Annotated in this window: 20 protein-coding genes; 11 read left to right on the forward strand and 9 right to left on the reverse strand. The window is 46.1% G+C overall.

Annotation, left to right across the window (positions count from 1 at the left end):
* Positions 1-7: 7 nt before the first annotated feature.
* The 3 genes from ADH67_RS10920 to ADH67_RS10930 are packed head-to-tail and all read right to left on the reverse strand — an operon-like array spanning position 8 to position 2,000.
* A complete protein-coding gene (locus ADH67_RS10920) occupies positions 8-1,210 on the reverse strand; it encodes a sugar transporter (RefSeq protein ID WP_066594157.1) in 1,203 nt (400 codons plus the stop codon).
* A 43-nt stretch (positions 1,211-1,253) separates the two neighbouring features.
* Positions 1,254-1,769 carry a hypothetical protein gene (locus ADH67_RS10925; RefSeq protein WP_066595930.1) on the reverse strand — a complete coding sequence of 172 codons (516 nt, stop codon included), beginning with the start codon at positions 1,767-1,769 and terminating at the stop codon, positions 1,254-1,256.
* Positions 1,770-1,778: 9 nt separating this feature from the next.
* Positions 1,779-2,000, reverse strand: a complete 222-nt coding sequence (locus ADH67_RS10930; RefSeq protein ID WP_066594159.1) for a hypothetical protein — start codon at positions 1,998-2,000, stop codon at positions 1,779-1,781.
* 158 nt (positions 2,001-2,158) lie between these two features.
* Here ADH67_RS10930 and ADH67_RS10935 point away from each other — a divergent pair, with 158 nt between their 5' ends.
* Positions 2,159-4,846: a bifunctional acetate--CoA ligase family protein/GNAT family N-acetyltransferase gene (locus tag ADH67_RS10935; protein ID WP_066594161.1), complete on the forward strand. Its 2,688-nt coding sequence runs from the start codon at positions 2,159-2,161 to the stop codon at positions 4,844-4,846.
* 60 nt (positions 4,847-4,906) lie between these two features.
* On the opposite strand, the gene ADH67_RS10940 is transcribed toward ADH67_RS10935, so the two are convergent.
* The 5 genes from ADH67_RS10940 to ADH67_RS10960 form a co-directional block, all read right to left on the reverse strand.
* Positions 4,907-5,239 (reverse strand): cytochrome c3 family protein, encoded by a 333-nt coding sequence (locus ADH67_RS10940; protein WP_084081526.1) that lies wholly within the window; start codon positions 5,237-5,239, stop codon positions 4,907-4,909.
* A gap of 9 nt (positions 5,240-5,248) precedes the next feature.
* Positions 5,249-6,661, reverse strand: coding sequence for an FAD-dependent oxidoreductase (locus ADH67_RS10945; RefSeq protein WP_066594165.1), 1,413 nt, complete (start codon positions 6,659-6,661; stop codon positions 5,249-5,251).
* 106 nt (positions 6,662-6,767) lie between these two features.
* Entirely contained in the window at positions 6,768-8,186 is a 1,419-nt protein-coding gene (locus tag ADH67_RS10950) for an FAD-dependent oxidoreductase (protein WP_066594166.1), read from the reverse strand.
* Positions 8,176-8,790, reverse strand: a complete 615-nt coding sequence (locus tag ADH67_RS10955; protein ID WP_236578565.1) for a response regulator transcription factor — start codon at positions 8,788-8,790, stop codon at positions 8,176-8,178. Before ADH67_RS10955 ends, ADH67_RS10950 begins: the two co-directional genes overlap by 11 nt.
* Complete coding sequence (locus ADH67_RS10960) at positions 8,765-10,564, reverse strand: sensor histidine kinase (protein WP_066594170.1); 1,800 nt, start codon at positions 10,562-10,564, stop codon at positions 8,765-8,767. The genes ADH67_RS10955 and ADH67_RS10960 overlap by 26 nt, the downstream gene beginning before the upstream one ends.
* A gap of 179 nt (positions 10,565-10,743) precedes the next feature.
* Between ADH67_RS10960 and ADH67_RS10965 the strand changes: the two genes are divergently transcribed.
* A complete protein-coding gene (locus ADH67_RS10965; protein ID WP_066594171.1) occupies positions 10,744-11,496 on the forward strand; it encodes an enoyl-CoA hydratase-related protein in 753 nt (250 codons plus the stop codon).
* A 77-nt stretch (positions 11,497-11,573) separates the two neighbouring features.
* Here the strand turns inward: ADH67_RS10965 and ADH67_RS10970 are convergent, their stop codons facing one another.
* Entirely contained in the window at positions 11,574-12,065 is a 492-nt protein-coding gene (locus tag ADH67_RS10970) for an acyl-CoA thioesterase (protein WP_066594173.1), read from the reverse strand.
* Positions 12,066-12,166: 101 nt separating this feature from the next.
* Between ADH67_RS10970 and ADH67_RS10975 the strand changes: the two genes are divergently transcribed.
* The 9 genes from ADH67_RS10975 (at position 12,167) to hprK (ending at position 19,516) form a co-directional block, all read left to right on the forward strand.
* Entirely contained in the window at positions 12,167-12,895 is a 729-nt protein-coding gene (locus tag ADH67_RS10975; protein ID WP_066595933.1) for an amino acid ABC transporter ATP-binding protein, read from the forward strand.
* A 172-nt stretch (positions 12,896-13,067) separates the two neighbouring features.
* Entirely contained in the window at positions 13,068-14,051 is a 984-nt protein-coding gene (locus ADH67_RS10980; protein WP_066594175.1) for a KpsF/GutQ family sugar-phosphate isomerase, read from the forward strand.
* Entirely contained in the window at positions 14,051-14,581 is a 531-nt protein-coding gene (locus ADH67_RS10985) for a KdsC family phosphatase (RefSeq protein WP_066594176.1), read from the forward strand. The genes ADH67_RS10980 and ADH67_RS10985 overlap by 1 nt, the downstream gene beginning before the upstream one ends.
* A 3-nt stretch (positions 14,582-14,584) precedes the next feature.
* Entirely contained in the window at positions 14,585-15,202 is a 618-nt protein-coding gene (gene lptC / locus ADH67_RS10990; protein WP_066594178.1) for an LPS export ABC transporter periplasmic protein LptC, read from the forward strand.
* Positions 15,203-15,321: 119 nt separating this feature from the next.
* A complete protein-coding gene (lptA, locus tag ADH67_RS10995) occupies positions 15,322-15,921 on the forward strand; it encodes a lipopolysaccharide transport periplasmic protein LptA (protein WP_066594180.1) in 600 nt (199 codons plus the stop codon).
* Positions 15,918-16,688: an LPS export ABC transporter ATP-binding protein gene (gene lptB / locus ADH67_RS11000; RefSeq protein ID WP_066594182.1), complete on the forward strand. Its 771-nt coding sequence runs from the start codon at positions 15,918-15,920 to the stop codon at positions 16,686-16,688. The genes lptA and lptB overlap by 4 nt, the downstream gene beginning before the upstream one ends.
* Positions 16,689-16,691: 3 nt before the next feature.
* Positions 16,692-18,053, forward strand: coding sequence for an RNA polymerase factor sigma-54 (rpoN, locus tag ADH67_RS11005; RefSeq protein WP_066594184.1), 1,362 nt, complete (start codon positions 16,692-16,694; stop codon positions 18,051-18,053).
* Positions 18,054-18,091: 38 nt separating this feature from the next.
* On the forward strand, positions 18,092-18,568 hold the full coding sequence (locus tag ADH67_RS11010) for a PTS sugar transporter subunit IIA (protein ID WP_066594186.1): 477 nt from the start codon (positions 18,092-18,094) through the stop codon (positions 18,566-18,568).
* Positions 18,569-18,583: 15 nt separating this feature from the next.
* The gene (gene hprK / locus ADH67_RS11015) at positions 18,584-19,516 is read left to right on the forward strand and encodes an HPr(Ser) kinase/phosphatase (RefSeq protein ID WP_066594187.1); all 933 of its coding nucleotides are present in this window, start codon (positions 18,584-18,586) and stop codon (positions 19,514-19,516) included.
* The last annotated feature ends 177 nt before the right edge of the window (positions 19,517-19,693 follow it).

A 19,693-nucleotide genomic window follows, 5' to 3' on the forward strand; every position in this document is an offset into this window, starting at 1 on the left:
CTAATAGCTACACCTTTTCTTGTGCGCCGAGGATTGCGTTTCCCTTTGTGATCCACAAAATAAGGCAGCCGAGCAGACAAATACCGACCAACGCCGCTCCGGCATACCCGAGCGAAGAAAAGCCGAATGCAACCGAAAGATGACTTCCCAAGAAGGCACCTCCTCCGATTCCAATATTAAAGATTCCGCTGAAAAGCGCTGTGGCAACGTCTGCAGCATCCTTCGCATAACGCAGCAGAATCGTTTGAAATGCCAGAATAACGGCAGTGGTACTTGCACCCCAGAAAACGGCCATGACCAAGAAAGCGTTCCAGTGAGGGGCAAGCATCGTAATGGAGGCTAAAGAGCACGTCACAATGAAAAGAGGAATGACAAGAGCCCATGAGGTATGTTTATCGACAAATTTAGAGCCGATTACCGTTCCTAAAATTCCCGAAATACCATAAACAAACAACGCCACAACAGTGGTTGATTCACTCACGCCACCGATATTCATCAGAATCGGAGCAATAAAGGAATAAGCCGTAAACTGTCCTAAAACGACGGTAACGGTCAGAAGATACAGCTGGACAATCGGAGGACGTCTAAAGAGAACCGGCAGGCTCTTCAGAGATCCGGCTCTATCACTCTGACAAATCGGAAGCACGAAATAGATAAGTACTAAAACGATAAGAGCAGCAATACCGACAATAAAGAAAGCGCCTTGCCAGCCCACTTCTTGTCCTAATCTCGTACCGATAGGCACACCAAGAACTGTAGCAACGATACTTCCGCCCATGACCGCCGCCAGTCCCAAAGATTGTTTGCCGAACGGCGCTGTTCTCGCCGCTAACGGCGTCATAATGGACCAGAAAATGGAATGTGTGAACGCAACGCAAATTCGCGCGCCCATCAGTTTCACGAACGTATCAGCCCACAAAACAATGAAGTGACTTCCTGCAAAGAGAAGGAGCAGTGCCAATAACAGCTTTCGTCTTTCTAACTTTGCCGTCATCACCGTCAGAGGAAGCGACATCAAAGCTACTACCCAGGCATAGACAGTAATAATTAAGCCGGTTTGAGATGTCGTCTCATGAAGGCTTTCTGCGATATTAGGGAGAAGGCCGACCGGGAGGAATTCCGAAGTATTGAATACAAAAGCAGCAAAGGCCAGCCCAATAGTGGGCAGCCATGCCTTAAAACCGAATTTGTGCCGTTGAGGTACAGACATTTAATTGCTTAGGAAAAAAGAAGAGGCGCAATAATATCCAAACTTAGATATTTTTATCGTCATCCCCGTCTCTTTGGGTCCAAGGATCAATGCTGATGACGTATCTGAGAACTTCATTTGTCTTATTGTCGAAGTCAACCCATAAAGCCCAGTCCATACCGCCATCTTGAAAGCGGTACATGTAGGTATGTTCGCCCGATAGTGCGTAAGTCCACTTTTCGCAAGGATGTCCGAACATGTTGTAGATATCCTGCTCGTTCATTATCTTGGGTTTGATTTCATTGAAGTACTTCTGCTGAAGAAGATTCTCTTTGAAAATTAAATGCCCTTCTTTATTAAAAATCATGACGTAGGACTGCTGACCCATTGGCTGCAGAGAGTAAACCAATCGAAGAGTCCCGTCCGGCAGAACTGTTCTTGAATCCGGAGCTCCGAGCTTGTCCATTACGGAATCATAGGAAGTTCCCAAATTCACTGAATCGGGATGGGCACACGCTGCAAGCAGCCCGAATACAAAAGCCAACGCAACGGCTTTCAAACAGTTGAGGTATTTCGTCATAATCTTCACCTATTTGATCTCTGGATAAGCTGCTTTTGTGGAGTTAAGCAGGTCCAGATAAATCTTTTTAACATTTTCTTCAGAACAACCCATTAAGACGGCATCATCGATAGCATCCTGGAGAAGATGCTTGATCTCGTCAAAATTCTCATTCAAAACTTTTACTTTTTCAGTACAAGACACTAAGGAGCCGTCGGGCTTTTTCCAATACTTCTCTTCGTCTTTTTTCATTTTTACCACTTATTCTGATATTGCTTTTGGAATCTTACTCATTTCAAACCAGATATTTGAAAGATGTTCCTCTATCTTGGCTGTCAGCATCATATTGTTCAAATCTTCTCCTCCGCTCGTTTAAACTTCCCAAGGTGGAAGTTTGAAAGGCAAACAAAATGGACTTTAGGCATTATTTGAACGTTCTATTCAATCCTAAAAGCATCGCTGTTGTGGGAGCCAGTGAGAAAGCCGGAAGCCTTGGGACAACGATGTGGGAGCATCTGACTGCAGGGCACGGAGCTGCCAACTTATTTGCGATCAACCCGAAATACAAAACTCTAGGATCTTATAAATGCTATCCCACGCTAAGTGCCGTTAAGCAGAGCCTGGACTTAGTCGTCATTGTTTGTCCTCCGGAGCATTACGTCAAAATCCTTACCGCCGCTTTAGAGGAAAAAGTCAAAGCCGTACTTCTTTGTGGAGGCTTCCCGAAAACAGAACTCACGGAAGATTTTTATAACAAACTTGACGAGTGTAAAAAGGCCGGAATGTACATCGTAGGGCCTCAGTCCCTAGGCTACCTATACCCTCCTGCCGCACTAAACGTCTCCTTCCTTCCTCACATGCCGATGGCAGGCAATATCGGCCTTATCAGTCAATCTCCCGGACTCGTGCACACGATCATTAACATTGCCTCCAGCTGTAAAGGCGGCTTCTCTTACGTTATCGATCCAGGGCTGGAGTATTCATTAACGACAGCCGACTACATTGACTTATTAGCTCAAGATAATCAGACACAGTGCATTGTTCTTTACGTTGAAAACTTTAAAGATCCGAGAAGAATGCTCTCGGCCATTCGTCTGGCAGCGAAAAATAAACCGGTCATTCTGCTTAAAGGCGGGAAATCCTCACTCTCGGGCGACATCGTCATTAACAACAACGGCCGTCCGCAAGATCATCACGATGTAATCGAAAAAGCCTTAAAACGCTCCGGAGCCCTCCTCCTAGACTCCATCTATGACTTGTCTTATGCAATCCAGGCGTTCTCTTTAAGAAAAGCATTCTTTGACGGCGCCCTATACAGCATCGTCAACAGTAAAGGACTGGATACGTTGGTTGCCGATACAATGGGCGCCTACGGAATCGTGCCGGCAGTCATTCCTCCCGAAGCTGCGGAAGTTATCAGCACGAAATTTAAAGTACTTTTCCCGTTTGCAAACCCAATTAATGTCGGTGTAGATGCCTCACCGAAGATCATTTCTCAGATTTTGGATTTTTCTTTAAAGCAAGAAAACTGCTCCGGCGTTCTCTTGGCTTTTGTTTCCAATCCCTTAATTTCACCGGTAGAGATTGCTAAAGCCATTGCGCCCATCATTAAACAAGCATCCAAGCCAGTTATCACTGCATGGCTAGGATCTCACGAAATTGAGCCGGCCATCAAGTACTTGCTGACCAACGGCATTCTTGCTCTGGAAGGAATAAAGAATGCCTGCCTATCCGTTTCGCTGACAGAAAAATTCTTTAACTTTAGAAAAAGCCAGAGCGCATTATCCGTGCCACCGCAGTCTCTGTCGGATAGAAACTTTGCCGGCGCCAGAAAGATTATCCAGCAAGCTAAAAAAGAAGATCGAAATATTCTTTATGACGAAGAAGCTAAGCGTCTCCTAGCCAGTATCGGCTTTGAAACAACCGCTTCGTTATATGCCGGCTCTTTAGGCGAAACTATTGAGGCCTCGAAAGCTCTCGGCTTTCCGGTTGCCTTGAAGATCCGCAGTGACGGAATTCTTTCTAAGAGCGACATCGGCGGAGTAATCCTCGGAATCCGCAACGAAAAAGAACTAAGAAACGCCTATAAGGCACTTCAGACTAAAGCCGGAGAAAACCACATTCCCGAAGAAGATTTCGCCGTCACCATCCAGAGAACCCTCAGCGATGCCTACGCCAGAGAACTGAAAGTCGGAATGAGAAACACCAAACAGTTTGGTCCCGTTGTTTACATCGGAGTAGGCGGCTTATACGGGGATTTAGGATTCAAAGAAGAATTCAACTTCGCTCCTATCTCCAAGTCAGATGCCCTCCAGCTCTTGGAAGCTCCTTCAATCAGTAAACTGCTTTCAGCCTACAAGGGCTTCCCTGAAGTCAACAAAGAATTGCTCTGCACTGCCCTTCTGCGTCTTTCTCAGGCTGCTGTTTCCATCCCGGCTCTGAAGTCCATTGAAATTGATCCTCTTCTTGTAGGCCCGGACTCCGCCATTGTTTTAGATGCCCATGCCGCTATTTGGGACAAACCGCTGAGACCTTCTGCTAAAGCGGAACATTTAGTATTTCCGACGGTGCTTTCCAAGCCGGCGAAGAAAATTTCAGGAGACTTCGGAGAATTGCTCCTCAGACAAGCCCAGCCAGCAGATATTGAAGGATTCACCAACTACATCACGAATCTTTCGGAGAGCTCCATGCGCCTGCGCTTCCATGGACTAAGTACAACGCCGGAAGAAATTGCTGCCAGAGCTTTGACCAATGATCCTGACCGCTCCTACACAATTATTCTGACTGAACCTTCCAAGACACGGCCTGCCGTTGTAGGTGAAGCTACCTTCTCGCTGCTTCCCAACGGTAAATCTGCAGAATTCGGCATTTCTATCGCAGACAACTACCAAAGAAAGGGACTGTCTAAGTTTTTGATGGCTGCTTTGGAAGAAGAAGCTCTTTCAAGAGGCCTGACTGAACTGGTGGGCTACGTTCTCAAAGATAACGGGGGCATGTCCAAGATGATGCAAAAACGCGGATACAGTCAAACTGAAGATGAGACAGATCCGCACATTAACCTTTTCTCCCTTGAATTGCCTGAAGAGGCTGCCGATTAAAACTTCTAAGAAAACGAGACACTCGAAGGTGTCTCGTAACCAAGGAGAACTATTTAGAGATTAACGGTTGCCGTGACAGGATGCGCAGAAGTTAACCTGTTCGGCATGACCTTTGTGACACTCTGTACAAGCCAAATCTTCGAAATGCGGCTTATGAGGGTTAAGGTTGTCAAATTTAGGCTTGATTTTTTCACCTGCGACCTTGAGCTGTTCCTCATTGTGGCATTTCAAACAATCAGTCCTTTCGACATCGTCTCCGCCCTTCATTGTCTTATGGCAAGACGTGCAGGGGATACTCTTCTTCATGTGACTGTCGGCTATCCCGGCTGCATTGGCATTCAAAGCCAAGACCAGAAAGGATGACAGACAGAGGATTAATAGTCTGAACTTCATAGTACCACCTTACTTAGCTGCAGTTGCCGCTGCCTGTTGGCCGGCGATTCTTCCGAATACAAAGTTATCGATAAGGGCATTTCCGCCTGCACGGTTTGTACCGTGGATACCGCCGGTAGTTTCGCCAGCTGCATAAAGCCCCGGGATAACCTTGCCGTTAACGTCAACAACTTGTGCCTGAGGAGTAATTCTCAAACCGCCGCAGCTGAAGTGAACGTCCTGAGTTTCGGTTCCGAAATAATACGGAGGTTTGTTAATCAACTGAGTAAATGTTGTCTTACCGAAGTCCGGATCTTCTTTCTTAGCAGCAAATTCGTTGTAACGATCGAGTGTCTGTTGGAGAACCTTCGGATCAACATTCATCTTCTTGGCCATTTCTTCGACGGTGTCGGCCTTAAATACGATGCCTTTCTTCAGTTTGGTTTCCAAAGAGGCGCCTTTGAGAGACTGGTCGTCGGTAATAACCCACATAGTGCGTCCCGGAAGAGCAAGAACTGCATCAGCAATTGCGTCTCGGCGGCCGCCTTCGTTTACAAAGCGTTTGCCTTGAGGATCAACGAAGATGTCCCCTCCCACATAATCAATAACGCGGCCGCCGACAAATGGGATAAGCTGGATGTAGTTCATACCGTCTGTATCAGCTCCAACCTTAGTAGCCATGTTGATACCATCACCGGTAGAACCGTCAAATCCTTTACCTGTCGGATTAGCTGTTGTCTTGAAGCTGGCGTCGAGACGACGGTCATAACGCATACGCATCGGAACATTAGCTGTAAAGCCGCCGGTTGCGAGGACAACTGCCTTAGCGTTGTATGTAATTTTTTCGCCGTTCTTAGCCTGAGCGACTACGCCTGTAACCGGAGATTGGTCGTCTTTGCGAAGAAGTTCAACAGCCTTTGTGTTGGTTTTAATCTGTACGCCGTGAGCTTTAGCTGCTTTATTCAAAACGCGGATGTAATCATGCCCGGCATTCTTATCTCCGGAGTTGTGAGATCTGGCGAACAAACCGCCCCAAGCTTCGAATACGCGAGGATTCCATTGAACACCAAGACCTTCCATCCAGTTAATTGCTGCTTCGGAGTTATCAGCTAAAGTCTTAACCAAAGCTGGGTCAGCACGGTAGTCACCGGCCTTCAATGTTTGAGCAGCCATCTTATCAGCGCTGTCTTCAATGCCCATGGCCTTTTGACGCTTGGTGTCAACAGCATTAACGGAACCGCCGGAAATTACGGTATGACCGCCGACAACCGGATTCTTTTCCAACAAAACGATGTTTTTTGCACCTGCTTCGGCTGCTGCAACGGCTGCAGAGAAACCTGCACCGCCGGCACCGACGACAACGATATCGGTATCAACGACTTGATCGGCAAATGCGATTCCAACGTAACCTGTTACGAATAATGCAACTAATGTTTTCTTCATCTTTAAGCTCCTATTGGGTTAATTTGGGTTTCTTTGTTAAGTAGAAGCTTAAAGATCGGGCCTTTTTCTCAAAATGTCCGTTAGTGCATATGCACCAAAGTGCATACTAGATTTTGGTATTTGCAGCCGATGCTCCGGAAATTCTTCCAAAAACAAAACAGCTGATTAATGAGTCTCCTCCGAGTCTGTCTTTCCCGTGAATACCGCCCGTGCACTCGCCGGCAGCATACAGTCTAGGCACCGGCTGACCATCGGTTCGAAGAACTTGCCCTTTGCTGTTAATAGCCAGGCCGCCGCAACAAAAATGCAAATCAAATCTTTCCTTTCCGAAGTAGAAAGGCGGAGTCAACAGAGGCTGTTTAACAATATTCTTCTCTGCACCCGCACTGGCTTTGGGAATGCTCTCGTTATACTCGCCCAAAGTAGCCTGCAGCACGGAGGCAGGCACATTCATGGCTTTAGCCATTTCTCGGACGGAATCAGCTTCCTGCACGACCCCAGTCATCAGTTTTTGTTCAAAAGATGAATTTTTGCGAGTTGTCGAATCGGTGATGACCCACATCGTCTTATCCGGAAGCTTTAAGAACGCGTCGGCAATATATCTAACCTCACTTGCTTCATCAATAAATCTTTTACCCGAAGAATCAACAAAAATTTCGCCGCCAGAATAGTCAAGCAGGCGCCCTCCGTTCAGCGGAATCAGCTGCATATACTCCATATCCCAGACTTCTGCGCCGAGAGCTTGAGCCATCTGGATGCCCTCACCCGTGGAGCCGTCATAGGTAAAATTAAAAGCACTAAGCGTGGTTCCTACCGTTTCATCAAGGCGCCGGTCATAAAGCATTCTCATATTTTGGTTCGCAGAGAAACCGCCGGTAGCCAGAACAACTGCATCGGACATTAGAGGAAGCGAGCGACCATTTTTCTTGTAGGTTACAGTGCAGCCGCCTTTCTTTTGACAATCAAGAGAAATAACTTCGGCATTCAAGATGATCTGCACACCCAACTGCTTTGCTCTCTTAGCGAGGCAGCGAATGTATTCCATCCCGCATCTTTTCCCGGCAATTTGATGAGCTCGAGGGAACTTCCCTGACCAGGCTTCATACACCATCGGAAGCCACTTAACTCCCATGTCTTCCAACCATTTCCCAGTCCCCGTTGCGGAAGAAACTAGTGTTCTAACCAGTTCAACATCATTGATCCCACCTCCGGTTTCAATGATTTGCTTTTGCCATAACTCCTCTGAGTCATTGATACCCATTTTCTTCTGTCTTTCCGGATCAACAAAGTTAACGGAACCGCCGGCAAAAGCCGTATGTCCTCCGAGAAAACAGGCCTTTTCGAGAACTGTTACTGCTGCAGCGCCATGTTCTTTTGCCGAGATCGCAGCTGCAAGCCCGGCAGCTCCTCCCCCGATCACGATGACGCTATTGGTTTTCTTTGGTCTTTTGGCTAATACTGCGGGAGAGGCCAGAACAGTCGGCAAAACCAAAGCCAAATGAGTAAATCTTCGCCTATTCAGCATCCAACACTCCTATGCTCTTCAACAAGAATGCCAGTTCCACCGGGCTTTTGACCTCTAATTTTTCCAACAAATGGCTTCTGTGCATCTTCACGGTTCTTTCCGCGATATCCAATTCGTAAGCAATTACCTTGTTGAGTTTTCCTTGAGCCACCCCGACACAGACTTGCTTTTCCCTCGGCGTGAGGCTTTCATAAAGTTCAAGGAGTTTTTTCTTCTCGCAATTAGACGAAAAGTTCTTCATTGATGCAGTTACAGCCTTCTTCACGGCTGCCTGTAGTTCCTCGGATGTGACATTCTTCTCCAAGAAATCTGCAGCTCCTATGCGGAAGGCATGAATCGCCATCGACATATCTCCGTGGCCGGACAAAAAGATAATCGGAAGCTCTACGTGATCTTCGCTCAGCTTTAACTGAAGTTCCATTCCCGTCATTCCGGGCATCCGTATATCCAGCAAAATACAGCCCGGTACCGAAACATCATCGTTATCTAAAAAACTCTGGGCGCTCTCATAAGTCTGCGTACACCATCCGGCCATTGTCAGAAGAAAGGCAGTGGATTCTCGTGCCTCTTCGTCATCATCAATTATTCTTACGATCGGCTCCATCATCACTCCTTTTTTCTATTACAAACGCAGCGCAAATTCCCTGCGGTTCTATTTGACTGAAACTCAAAGAGGCGCCATGAGAATCGCATAGGCCTCGAACCAACGATAATCCAATTCCCAATCCGTCATCTTTCACGCTGTCGCCCATCTGCCTGAGTCTAAGAAATTCTTGTGGGGAAAGTTTCGGTCCGTTGTCTCTAACGCTCACCCTCCAGCACTTCCCTTCATCTTCAATGGACAAAACAATCTGCGGATCTTTGACTTTTTTCACCTCAGAGCAAGCGTTTTTCAGCAAGTTGACCATAATTAGCTCCAGCTCAAGAGGCTGGCCGTATACTTCAGCCTTGGCAGGAACCTTCAGCCGGATTGGAATATCAGCAAATGCCGAACCCTTCGCGCTAGTCAACGCCCTCTTGGCAATTTCAGCCAAATCTACCAATTCAAACTGTCCTCTTTTGTTTTTAGCGTAGGATCGAACTCGGCCGACAATATCGGCTATTCGCTTCGTATTCTTCTCAATGTGCTGTATAGCCTCCGAGCTTACCTTGTCGAGCCTTTCCTGTTTATTCATATACATCTTCAGGCCGCTTGTGAAATTACCGATTGCCAACAACGGCTGCTGGAGCTCATGAGCCAACATTCCTGACATTTGAGAAATTACGCCGAATTTTTCCATTTGAGCCAGCTGTTTTCCTTTTTCTCTTGCATCTCTTTCAGCTCTAATTTTTTCTTTGAGAGCTGACTTGAGCTGTCGAGTCCTCCAAGCCACGGCAGAACGCAAATAAATCTCATTGACAATTAAGATAAGAACAATACCGGCAATTATCAAAATGACATTCTTGAATCGCTGCCAAAGGGCGGAAAGGGACTGCTCCTTGAGATAGGAATAAGGCCCAATCTTGAGATCTTGATACAGCTGGTTGACCTTAGAGAACTTCTGGCTGATGGTCCACTCGCTGTTATTAATGCTCGGCATGGAAAGAAGAGCCGAAGTCACTTCCCAAACAAGTTTCGGATCTGTATTTTCTCCCGTAGACAAAACAATTCCGGGGTAAAGTTCCGTTGAATGTGAACACTTCAAAGACTCCTTGTCTTTAGGAGAAATGATTTTGAAATCTTCCGTGCTGACCAAACCTTCCTTTTCCAGCTTTTCTAGCAAACAAGCGGAAAAGACCCCAACATCAGCTTTACCTGCTGCAAGAATAGCCAAAGAATCCGGAAACTGGAAATGAGAAAAGATAACTTTCGAGAAAAACTTATCCGGATCGTATCCCTCTTTGGCAATCTCGTGGGTGCCAATCAGCCATCCGTCAAATGAATTAGGCTGAGAAGCGACAGCTACTTTCCCTTTCAGCGACGGAATATCTTTTAGATCTTCGCGGGATTTCCGGGCAATAAAAACGCTGCCGACGGATTCGGAAGGATTATCTGAGAACACGCTTTTTGAAGTAACCACGTGGTTGTAGCCTAAAACTTGGTGAAGCTCTTGAAAGGTTCCTGCCGAAGAGAAAACGAAATCTGCTTTTGACTGTTCAACGGAAGCCACAGGTTTCAATGTATTGAGATGAACCAAACTCCAGCGAATCTGAGGGAACTTCTGCTTAAGATATTCCATTGTCGGCAGAATCAATTCCCGTTCAACTTCCGGATTAAAAGAGTCCAGCAAACCAATGGAGACAACTGCTTCCGGCTCTTTTTCTGCGTGGGCAGGCACAAAAGAAAGAGCCAGAAGCAATAAGATCGCTGGGATATATCGAATAATTCTTTTCATCATTATTCGAGATTACCACCAGGAAATTTTTTTTGAATAGAGGATAACCCAAGCCAAAAATAAAGTATCTCGTATACTTTCGTCACGCACTTCCCGATAGTTAAGACCATAATGGTGAGTTTTCAGACTACATCCTTTAAAACATCTTCAGAATAAAAAGAATATTGTGGAGTTAAAAAAAAATGCCTGTTGTTACTACAATTGAAGATAAGACCGCTCGGCTCTCTATCCAGCGTCCGGCCAAAAGAAACACTCTCGATATCGAGATGTGCAATGAATTAAAAAAGCAGCTCTTGGAATGCAATGAAGACAATGCCGTTCGATCGATTGTCATTTCAGGTGAAACCAATGTGTTCTGCGCCGGTTTAGACATTGATGAGATGCTCAACAAGCCTCAAGAAATCCTAAAAGCCTTCCAGAAAGTGATCGATGCATTGGACTATGTCGAAAAGCCGATACTAGCTGCTGTGACAGGTCCTGCCGTCGCTGAAGGCGTCGCGCTTCTTTATCACTGTGATTTAGTGTTCTGCGGAGAACACGCCTTATTTTCCCTGCCGAATATTGCTCTTGGCAAAACACCGTTGTACGGCATCAGCCTTCTCGCGGTTAAGAGCGCCGGATACAAACTTGCAGCACAGAAGATTCTTCTTTCTGAACCTATCAGTCCTTCCGAGGCCATTGCCATGGGCATTATCAATCATGTCCTCGAAGACGACAAAGTTCTCCCTCAGACTTTCCTGGCTGCAACCCGCTTAGGTAATCTTCCTCCTAAAGCGCTGAATGCTACCAAACGTCTTTTGAAGGCAGCGTACTTGTCGGGAACAAAGGAACAAAAAGAGCTTGAACAAGAAACTTTTGACCAATTAGTTGACGGCGCAGAAATGAAAGAAGCCTTTAACGCATTTATGGAAAAAAGAAAACCAAATTTTGATTAAGCCGTAGAAGTAAGAAGAATTTGGGTCGTGTTCTCCAGCGAGACCACGACCTAATTAGTTGATCTATTTTCAGCTCATTAATTCTTGTCAGGCACCTGCTGACGAACATGAGGAAGAATGTCTCTGTTCGGAACAGCAGTATTTTCTTCGTCAGGTCTGTCAACCGGTTGCGGTCTGCCATCCGGTCCGATAGCAACGTATACCAGCTGAGCTTCGGTCACTTTCACAATCTTATGATTGTCTTTGTGAAGTCTTTCTGCAAAAACCTCTACGTCAACGGTGACAGAGGTTCGGCCTACTTTCAGGATTCTTCCGTAGAAAGAGACAACGTCACCGACCCATACCGGCTCTTTGAAAACGAAGTTGGTTACTGCAACGGTGGTGCATCTGCAGCGTGCTCTGCGGGCTGCAACGGAAGCTCCTGCCAAGTCTACCTGGCTCATAATCCAGCCGCCGAAAACATCGCCATACTGATTGGTATCAGGAGGCATCGGCATCACTCTGAAAGTTACATCGCAATCAGGAAGTGACGGAACTTGATTGTCTTTTTTGTTTGAATTGTCTGCCATAAGTTCTCCAAAATTTAGCTTTTGGATTTTAGCCTTCATTGATAGTCAAAATGTATACTTTAGACCTAGATTTAAATTAGACGGGAAATGCGACTATGCCTATGATCGAGATAAAAAATGTCAGCAAGTGGTACGGAGACTTTCAAGTTCTCCGCAATTGCTCCACATCGGTCGAAAAAGGCGAAGTTGTCGTTATCTGCGGGCCTTCCGGCTCCGGAAAATCCACCCTGATTAAGACCGTCAACGCCCTTGAGCCGTTCCAAAGCGGAAGCATTTTCGTAAATGGGGTCGATGTCGGTGCTCCTAGTGTCGATCTGCCTAAACTGCGCTCTCACGTCGGCATGGTTTTTCAGCATTTCGAACTCTTTCCTCATTTGACCATTTGCGACAACCTTACTCTTGCGCAAATGAAGGTCCTGAAAAGAACTCGCGATGAAGCCATTGAAAGAGGTTTAAAACTGCTTGATCGAGTCGGTCTCGCCAAGCACGCCCATAAATTTCCAATGCAGCTGTCCGGCGGTCAGCAGCAGCGCGTCGCAATCGCTCGAGCTCTAGCAATGGATCCGATCTGCATGCTCTTTGACGAACCGACTTCCGCTCTCGACCCGGAAATGATTAACGAAGTGCTGGATGTTATGGTTGAGCTGGCTAAAGAAGGCATGACCATGATGGTAGTTACTCATGAAATGGGCTTTGCACGTAAGGTTGCAGATAAAGTCGTTTTCATGGACGCAGGCGAAATTGTTGAAGAAGCTCCGAAAGAAGAGTTCTTCTCTACTCCACGAAGCGAGAGAGCACAGGCTTTCTTAGCAAAAATTCTCAATCATTAATTGTCTTTTGACACGGCGCCGGGACACAGTTTTGACAGGCTTTTTGTTTATGCGCAAGCGCAAAAAGCGGGCTTCAGTTTTCAACTTTTTTTACTAAGTTAAGAGGCTCCTAAGGAGACTTCTTTTCCTCCCGACTATAATTCATCCTTAACCTATTTTTTGCGAAACAAAAATGAACGGAACCTCTTCAACAAAAGGGATCTTCGAACTCGGCAAAGCAGTTCTTCAAGCTGAAGCTCAAGCCATCTGCCACCTCTCCGACACTCTCAATGAAAACTTCATTAAGGCTGTTCAAATCCTCTTAGCCTGTAAGGGGCGCGTCGTTGTCAGCGGGGTCGGCAAGAGCGGCCATATTGCCCGCAAGATAGCTGCGACTTTAGCCTCCACCGGTACACCGGCATTTTTTGTTCATGCCGCTGAAGCCGCCCACGGCGACTTGGGAATGATCACCAAAGAAGACGTCGTCATTGCTATTTCGTACTCCGGTTCGAGTTCCGAACTTTTGGCGATTGTTCCGACGATTGTTCGAGAGGGCACACCAATTATCGCTATTACCGGTTCCGATTCAAATCCGTTAGCCAATCATGCAACGGTTAACCTGAATATTCATGTTGAACGTGAAGCCTGCCCTCTGAATTTGGCACCTACCTCTTCCACCACCGTAACCTTAGCACTCGGTGATGCCTTAGCCGTTGCCTGCTTAGACGCTAAAGGTTTCGGACCGGAAGATTTTGCAAGATCTCATCCGGGCGGAGCTTTGGGACGCCGCTTACTCACACATGTCAAGGATGTCATGAGAACGGGAGACGATCTCCCTGTTGTTAAAGACAGTGCCTCCGTCCTCGATGCCGTGAAAGAAATTACGCGCAAGAAGATTGGCATGACTGCCATCACCAATGAAGCCAATGAAGTCGTCGGAATTTTCACTGAAGGCGACTTAAGAAGACTCATTGAAAAAGTCGGCGATATCCGTCCAATCTCTATCGCCTCCGTGATGACGAAGCATCCGTCAACAACAACCGCAGATGCTTTGGCAATGGAAGCCGCCAAAGTCCTTGAAACAACTTTGCGCAATCAGCTTCTGGTGGTAGATAAAGACAACAAACTTATCGGTGCCCTTCATATTCACGATCTCATGACGGCAAAGGTGATCTAATGGAAATTCAAGAAATTGCTAAACAGATTAAGCTAGTTATTCTTGATGTCGACGGTGTCCTGAGCGACGGCTGCATCAATATCAGCGGAGACGGAGAGCTTTTTAAGTCTTTCTTTGTACGTGACGGATTGGGAATTAAATTTCTTCAAGACGCCGGCATTGCGGTGGCTATTTGTACCGGCCGCACTTCCGATATCGTCGAAGAAAGGGCAAGAGAGCTCGGCATCAAGCTCGTCATGCAGGGCGAAAAAGACAAACGGGTCGGTTTTACCAACATTTGCATACAAGCCAATGTTGAGCCGCAGAATGTTGCTTACATGGGAGACGATATTCCGGACCTCTGCTTGTTCCCGTTAGTCGGGTTAGCATGTGCTCCATGTGATGCCGCACCAATAGCATTATCTAAAGCTGCTTGGGTCTCCACATATCCGGGCGGCAGAGGGGCAGTTCGCGAATTAGCCGAATTTATTCTAAACTCACAAGATAAATTTGCTTCCGTTGTTCAAAAACGCTTTGGGATTGAAATCTAGTTAATGAGAGATCGTCTTACTTCCATCATCGCTGTTGCACTCCTGCTTACCTTGGTAGGCATGAGCTATTGGTATTCCGTTAAAGCAGAAATGGAAGGCCAAGGCCATCTCTCCGATCTAAATTCTCCTGACTTTATTGCTCACGATATTACAGTGACCAAATTTGATAAATCCGGGGGAGCCTCATATAAAGTATTTGCTAAACGAATAGATCACTATTCGGACGGCCATGCCACAGCTGAATTTCCTGAGTACTACTCCCTTAACCCAAACGAGCCCCAGGTAACGGCCCGTTCTGATTCCGGTGAAATGGTCTCCGGCGGAGAAACACTTCATTTCTATAACAATGTTGATATCCGTCAGCAAGCACATGGCGACAAGCCCGCGAGCCGCCTAGAAACAAGCCAGCTTGACGCCTACCCGGATGAAGATGTTTACTCTTCTGACAAGCCGGTCACGCTGACAAGAGGGAGCGATATCTCCAAAGGTATTGGGATGGACTTTGACAATGTTGAGCGCACTTTCAAATTGCGTTCAAGGGTTCAAAGTGAATTTATGCCCCGCTCCATTCAATCCGGCTTGAATAAGAACGAAAGTCAGGCATCGAAAAACGCTCAGTAATTCCGCTCATTCGTTTCTCGGGCCACAAATCGAGAAAAAGTCTTTCATACCAATTTCCTAAAAAGAAATTACAATAGACAGGATTTACGAGAATTGGACAACTATATAAAGCCACTAAAATGAACTTCCAGCGTATTAGTTTTGCCGTAGCCCTAACTCTAATGCTCCCGATGATTTCTTTTGCAGAATCGGGAGACTCTGACAAACCCGTACAGATATTCTCTGACAAGTTCGATGGAGACGACGTTAGACAAGTGGCTATTTACACGGGCAACGTGGCAGTTCACCAAGGTACTTTAGAGATTCATGGTGCTAAGCTTGTCTTGTCCATTGACCCTCAGGGGTTTCGTCATGCGGTTATGACTCCGGAAAAAGGGAAACTGGTCCGTTTTAAACAAAGACGTGATCAGCAGACGCCCGGCGTAGAAGAATGGATGCACGGAGAGGGAGATAAGCTTACTTATAACGAAAAATCTAACCAGTTGATTCTCACCAACAACGCCGAAGTCTTCAGAACAGAAAACGGAGTACTCAAAGATCGGAGCCGCGGTGTCCGCATTGTCTACAACATGACAAACTCCACCGCTGATATTACCGGCGACAAGTCCCGCGGTTCTGCCGGCCGTGTAAGCACGGTCATTGCTCCGAGAGACTCTTCTGCCAGCCCTGCTCGCTCCAAAGGCGTTGAACTTGAACGTAACACGAGAGTTACTCAATGACGGAAGAACGTAAAGATGACGGCACCCGCAGTGTCTTAGAAGCTGTCAATTTAAAAAAGATTTACGGCAACCGCACCGTTGTTAAAGACGTCTCCATCAGCGTAAAAAGCGGTGAAGTCGTAGGGCTATTGGGTCCGAACGGTGCAGGTAAAACCACCACCTTCTACATGATTGTCGGTCTTGTCTCTACAAACGGCGGTTCAATCCTCTTAAACGGCAAGTCTATTCAACATTTGCCGATTTATAAGAGATCCAGACTCGGGGTGACATATCTCCCTCAGGAAAACAGCGTATTCCGTTCACTAACCGTGGAAGAAAACATCCAGGCTATTTTGGAACTTCAAGTCAATCCGGATGGCTCCAAGCTGAGTTCTAAGGAAATTAAGGAAGAATTAGAAAAGCTTCTCAATGAACTCCAGATTGTTAACATTCGCAAGAGTATTGCTTCCACCGTGTCCGGAGGTGAGAGAAGAAGAACGGAAATTGCCCGTGCCTTGGCCGCAAGGCCTCGCTTTATTCTGCTGGACGAACCTTTTGCCGGCGTTGACCCAATTGCCGTTATTGAAATTCAGAGAATCGTTCACTTCCTCAAAGAAAGAGGCATCGGCGTTCTCATCACTGACCATAACGTCCGCGAAACTTTGGGCATCTGTGATCACGCTTACATTATCAGCGACGGTACTGTCTTAGCCTCCGGCAAACCTGAAGCCATTATCGAAAACGAATTGGTCCGCAAAGCGTACTTAGGCAAGAACTTCCGTATGTAAATCATGCTGATCGGTCTATCTTTAAAGCAAACTCAAAAACTTGCTCTAACTCCCCAGTTACAGCAGGCTTTAAAGATTCTTCAGCTGCCTACGCAGGAACTTATCCAGGAGATTTCCACTCAGCTCCAAGAAAATCCTTTTCTTACTGCAGAAGAAAGTTCCTCTGAGGAACAAGAAGCAGAAAGAGAAGACAAAGGAGAGCTGTTATGGGAGTCTGGGTTTCGGACCGAGGTTGAAGAGGAAGATTGGGATTGGGAAGAGGCTCCTCAGTCTCTGACCTCCTATCTGCTGGAACAGCTGTCCTGCTTAAAAATCAGTCTTGAGGAAAGTCTGAGAGTTCAATGGATTATCGGCGCCTTAGATTCCCGGGGGCTGCTGACAGAAAGCATTGAAGAAATCAAAGACTCTTTTCCGGCAGAGAACAATTTTTCACTCGAAGATTGGAAAAGTTCTCTGCATCTTCTTCAAACCTTTGATCCTGCCGGTATCGGAGCAAGAGATTGCCTAGAAGTACTTTCTCTTCAAATCAACACTCTTCTGCTTCGCAAAGAGATTGAAAAAAGCACAGCTGACTTAGCTCTTCGCATCATTGAAAGTTATCTTGAGCAGGTCGCAAGACGTCAGGTAGAAAAGTTGAAGAAGACCTTAGACTGCAATGAACAGGAGCTCGAAGAAGCTTTGTATGTGATTTCGCATCTTGACCCTCGGCCTACTTCTCGTTTTTCCAACCCTGAGATCAATTTTGTTCTCCCCGAAATCAAAGTAGAAAAAGTCAAAGGGAAGTGGAAACCGAAACTAATTCGAAATGCTCCAAAAATTTCCCTGAACCGAATGTATGCAGATGCCTTTTCCAGCACGCAAACTGAAAGAGATACCAAAATTTGGCAAGGGCGTTTAGAAGAAGCCCGTCAATTTATTAAAAGCGTTGAGCAGAGACAAACCACATTGCTAAACGTTTCCGAACTCATTGTTAATCGACAGAGAGATTTCTTTGAAACCGGCCCGGAAAAACTCAAACCTTTGGTGCTTCGAGAAATCGCTGATGAGTTAGGAATTCATGAATCAACCGTCTCCCGTATTACAACAGGGAAATATTTAATTTGTTCCCGCGGAACTTTTGAACTGAAATACTTTTTTTCTTCATCTCACTTTGCCGCGGGAAAATCTGATGAAGAAGTTTCGGCTTCGGCTATTAAAGCGGAGCTAAAAAAGATAATTCTCGGGGAAAACCCAGCCAAGCCCTTGTCTGATGCCAAACTCTCACAGCTCCTAGAGCAGAAAGGTTTTACAGTGGCCCGCAGAACCGTTGCGAAATATAGAGAAGCTCTCGGTTTGCCCCCTGCATCGCTAAGAAAACGATGCTAATGAATTAGAATAAAGTTCGACCATGATGAGTCCATAAAATGATTAAACTTTGTGCCCTTTTAAAACCCGATAATATTCTTCTGGGTATTTCTGCCTCAAGTAAAAAAAGAATTCTTGAGTTAGGTGCCCAGACTTTAAGCCTGCTCTACCACCTGGATAAAAAAGCAATTTTTGACGGTTTAAATGCACGTGAACGCTTAGGTTCCACTTATTTAGGTTATGGACTAGCCGTACCTCACTGCAGAATGAAAGATCTGGATCAGCCTCGAGCTCTGTTTATTCGATTGAACGATCGTCTCGAAAACAATACCGAGTCTGAACCAATTGAAGCCTTCTTTTTTCTGCTTGTTCCCGAAGAGGAAACGGACGAGCATCTCCAAATCCTTGCTCAAATCTCAGAAATTTTCTCTGACAAACAAGAAAGAGAGAAACTGAAGGAAGCATCCACCGTGGCTGAATTTGCCGAAGTTATCAATCAGTGGTGTGCTCAGCATTCGGACGATAAAGAAAAATAGGAGCAAACGCACACTATGGCTACATATGAAGAACTAATCAAGCTTTGCAGCAAAAAATTCAAGCTCCAATGGCTTTACGGCAAGAATCAAAACGGCAGAAACTTTCTTTCAGACGCTCAAAGCTCTCATTATCCTTCTTTGTATGTTGGGTTTCTTAACATCATCCATCCCGAGCGACTTCACATTATCGGGGCGCCAGAGGTAGCCTTTCTGCAAGGTCTTTCAGTACCGGACAGACTAGGTATCGTTCAGCAATTCAGAAAAAACAATAGTCTCGGTTTCGTGATCTGTAAAGATTTAGAGCTCCCTGAAGATTTTGTCCGAGCTGTCATTGAAGAGAACATTCCTTTCTTCACTTCTGATGCGTGTGCTGAGGATACCTTAACAAATATCCGCCATAACATGGTGCGGTTAGCCGCTCCTTCGTGCTCTATGCACGGGGTGTTCATGGATGTGTTCGGAATTGGTGTTCTGATGACTGGACAAAGCGGCATTGGCAAGAGCGAATTGGGTTTGGAACTAGTCACACGAGGCCACGGGCTCGTTGCAGACGATGTTGTGGACTTTATTCAAAGAGGACCTAATCAAATTGAAGGTTCCGCCCCTGCCCTATTAGCCAACTTATTAGAAGTTCGCGGAATCGGTCTTTTAGATGTCAAAACCATCTTCGGTGAAACTTCTGTCAGAAGAAAGATGAAGCTTGATCTGGTAGCTGAATTAAAACAGTTTGAGCAAGGGGAATTAATGGATCGTCTGCCAGAAACCGAACTGTATACAGAAATTCTCGGGCAGCAGGTTCGAACCATGATTATTCCTGTCGGGGGCGGCAGAAATTTAGCTGTGTTGGTTGAAGCTGCGGTAAGAAGCGCTATTCTTCAGAAACGCGGTATCAATACGATTCAAGAATTTTTCAATCGCCAGAGAGAACTGATGGAAAAAGAAGATTAGGTTTAGACACAGCACAAAATTTAGAGGGACCGCCCGAAAGGCGGTCCCTCTTTTTGTGTGCTCGGCATGAGTGCAATCTAAAGGGTGAAAGTCCCGAGCTCGCCCGCTAGTGGGAAGAGCTAGCGAATCTGCAAGGTGTGTGCAGTGATGTACAGGCTGAAAGAAGCAGATAGCAAA

It is taken from the genome of Turicimonas muris (genome assembly GCF_002221595.1).
Lineage (GTDB): Bacteria > Pseudomonadota > Gammaproteobacteria > Burkholderiales > Burkholderiaceae_F > Turicimonas > Turicimonas muris.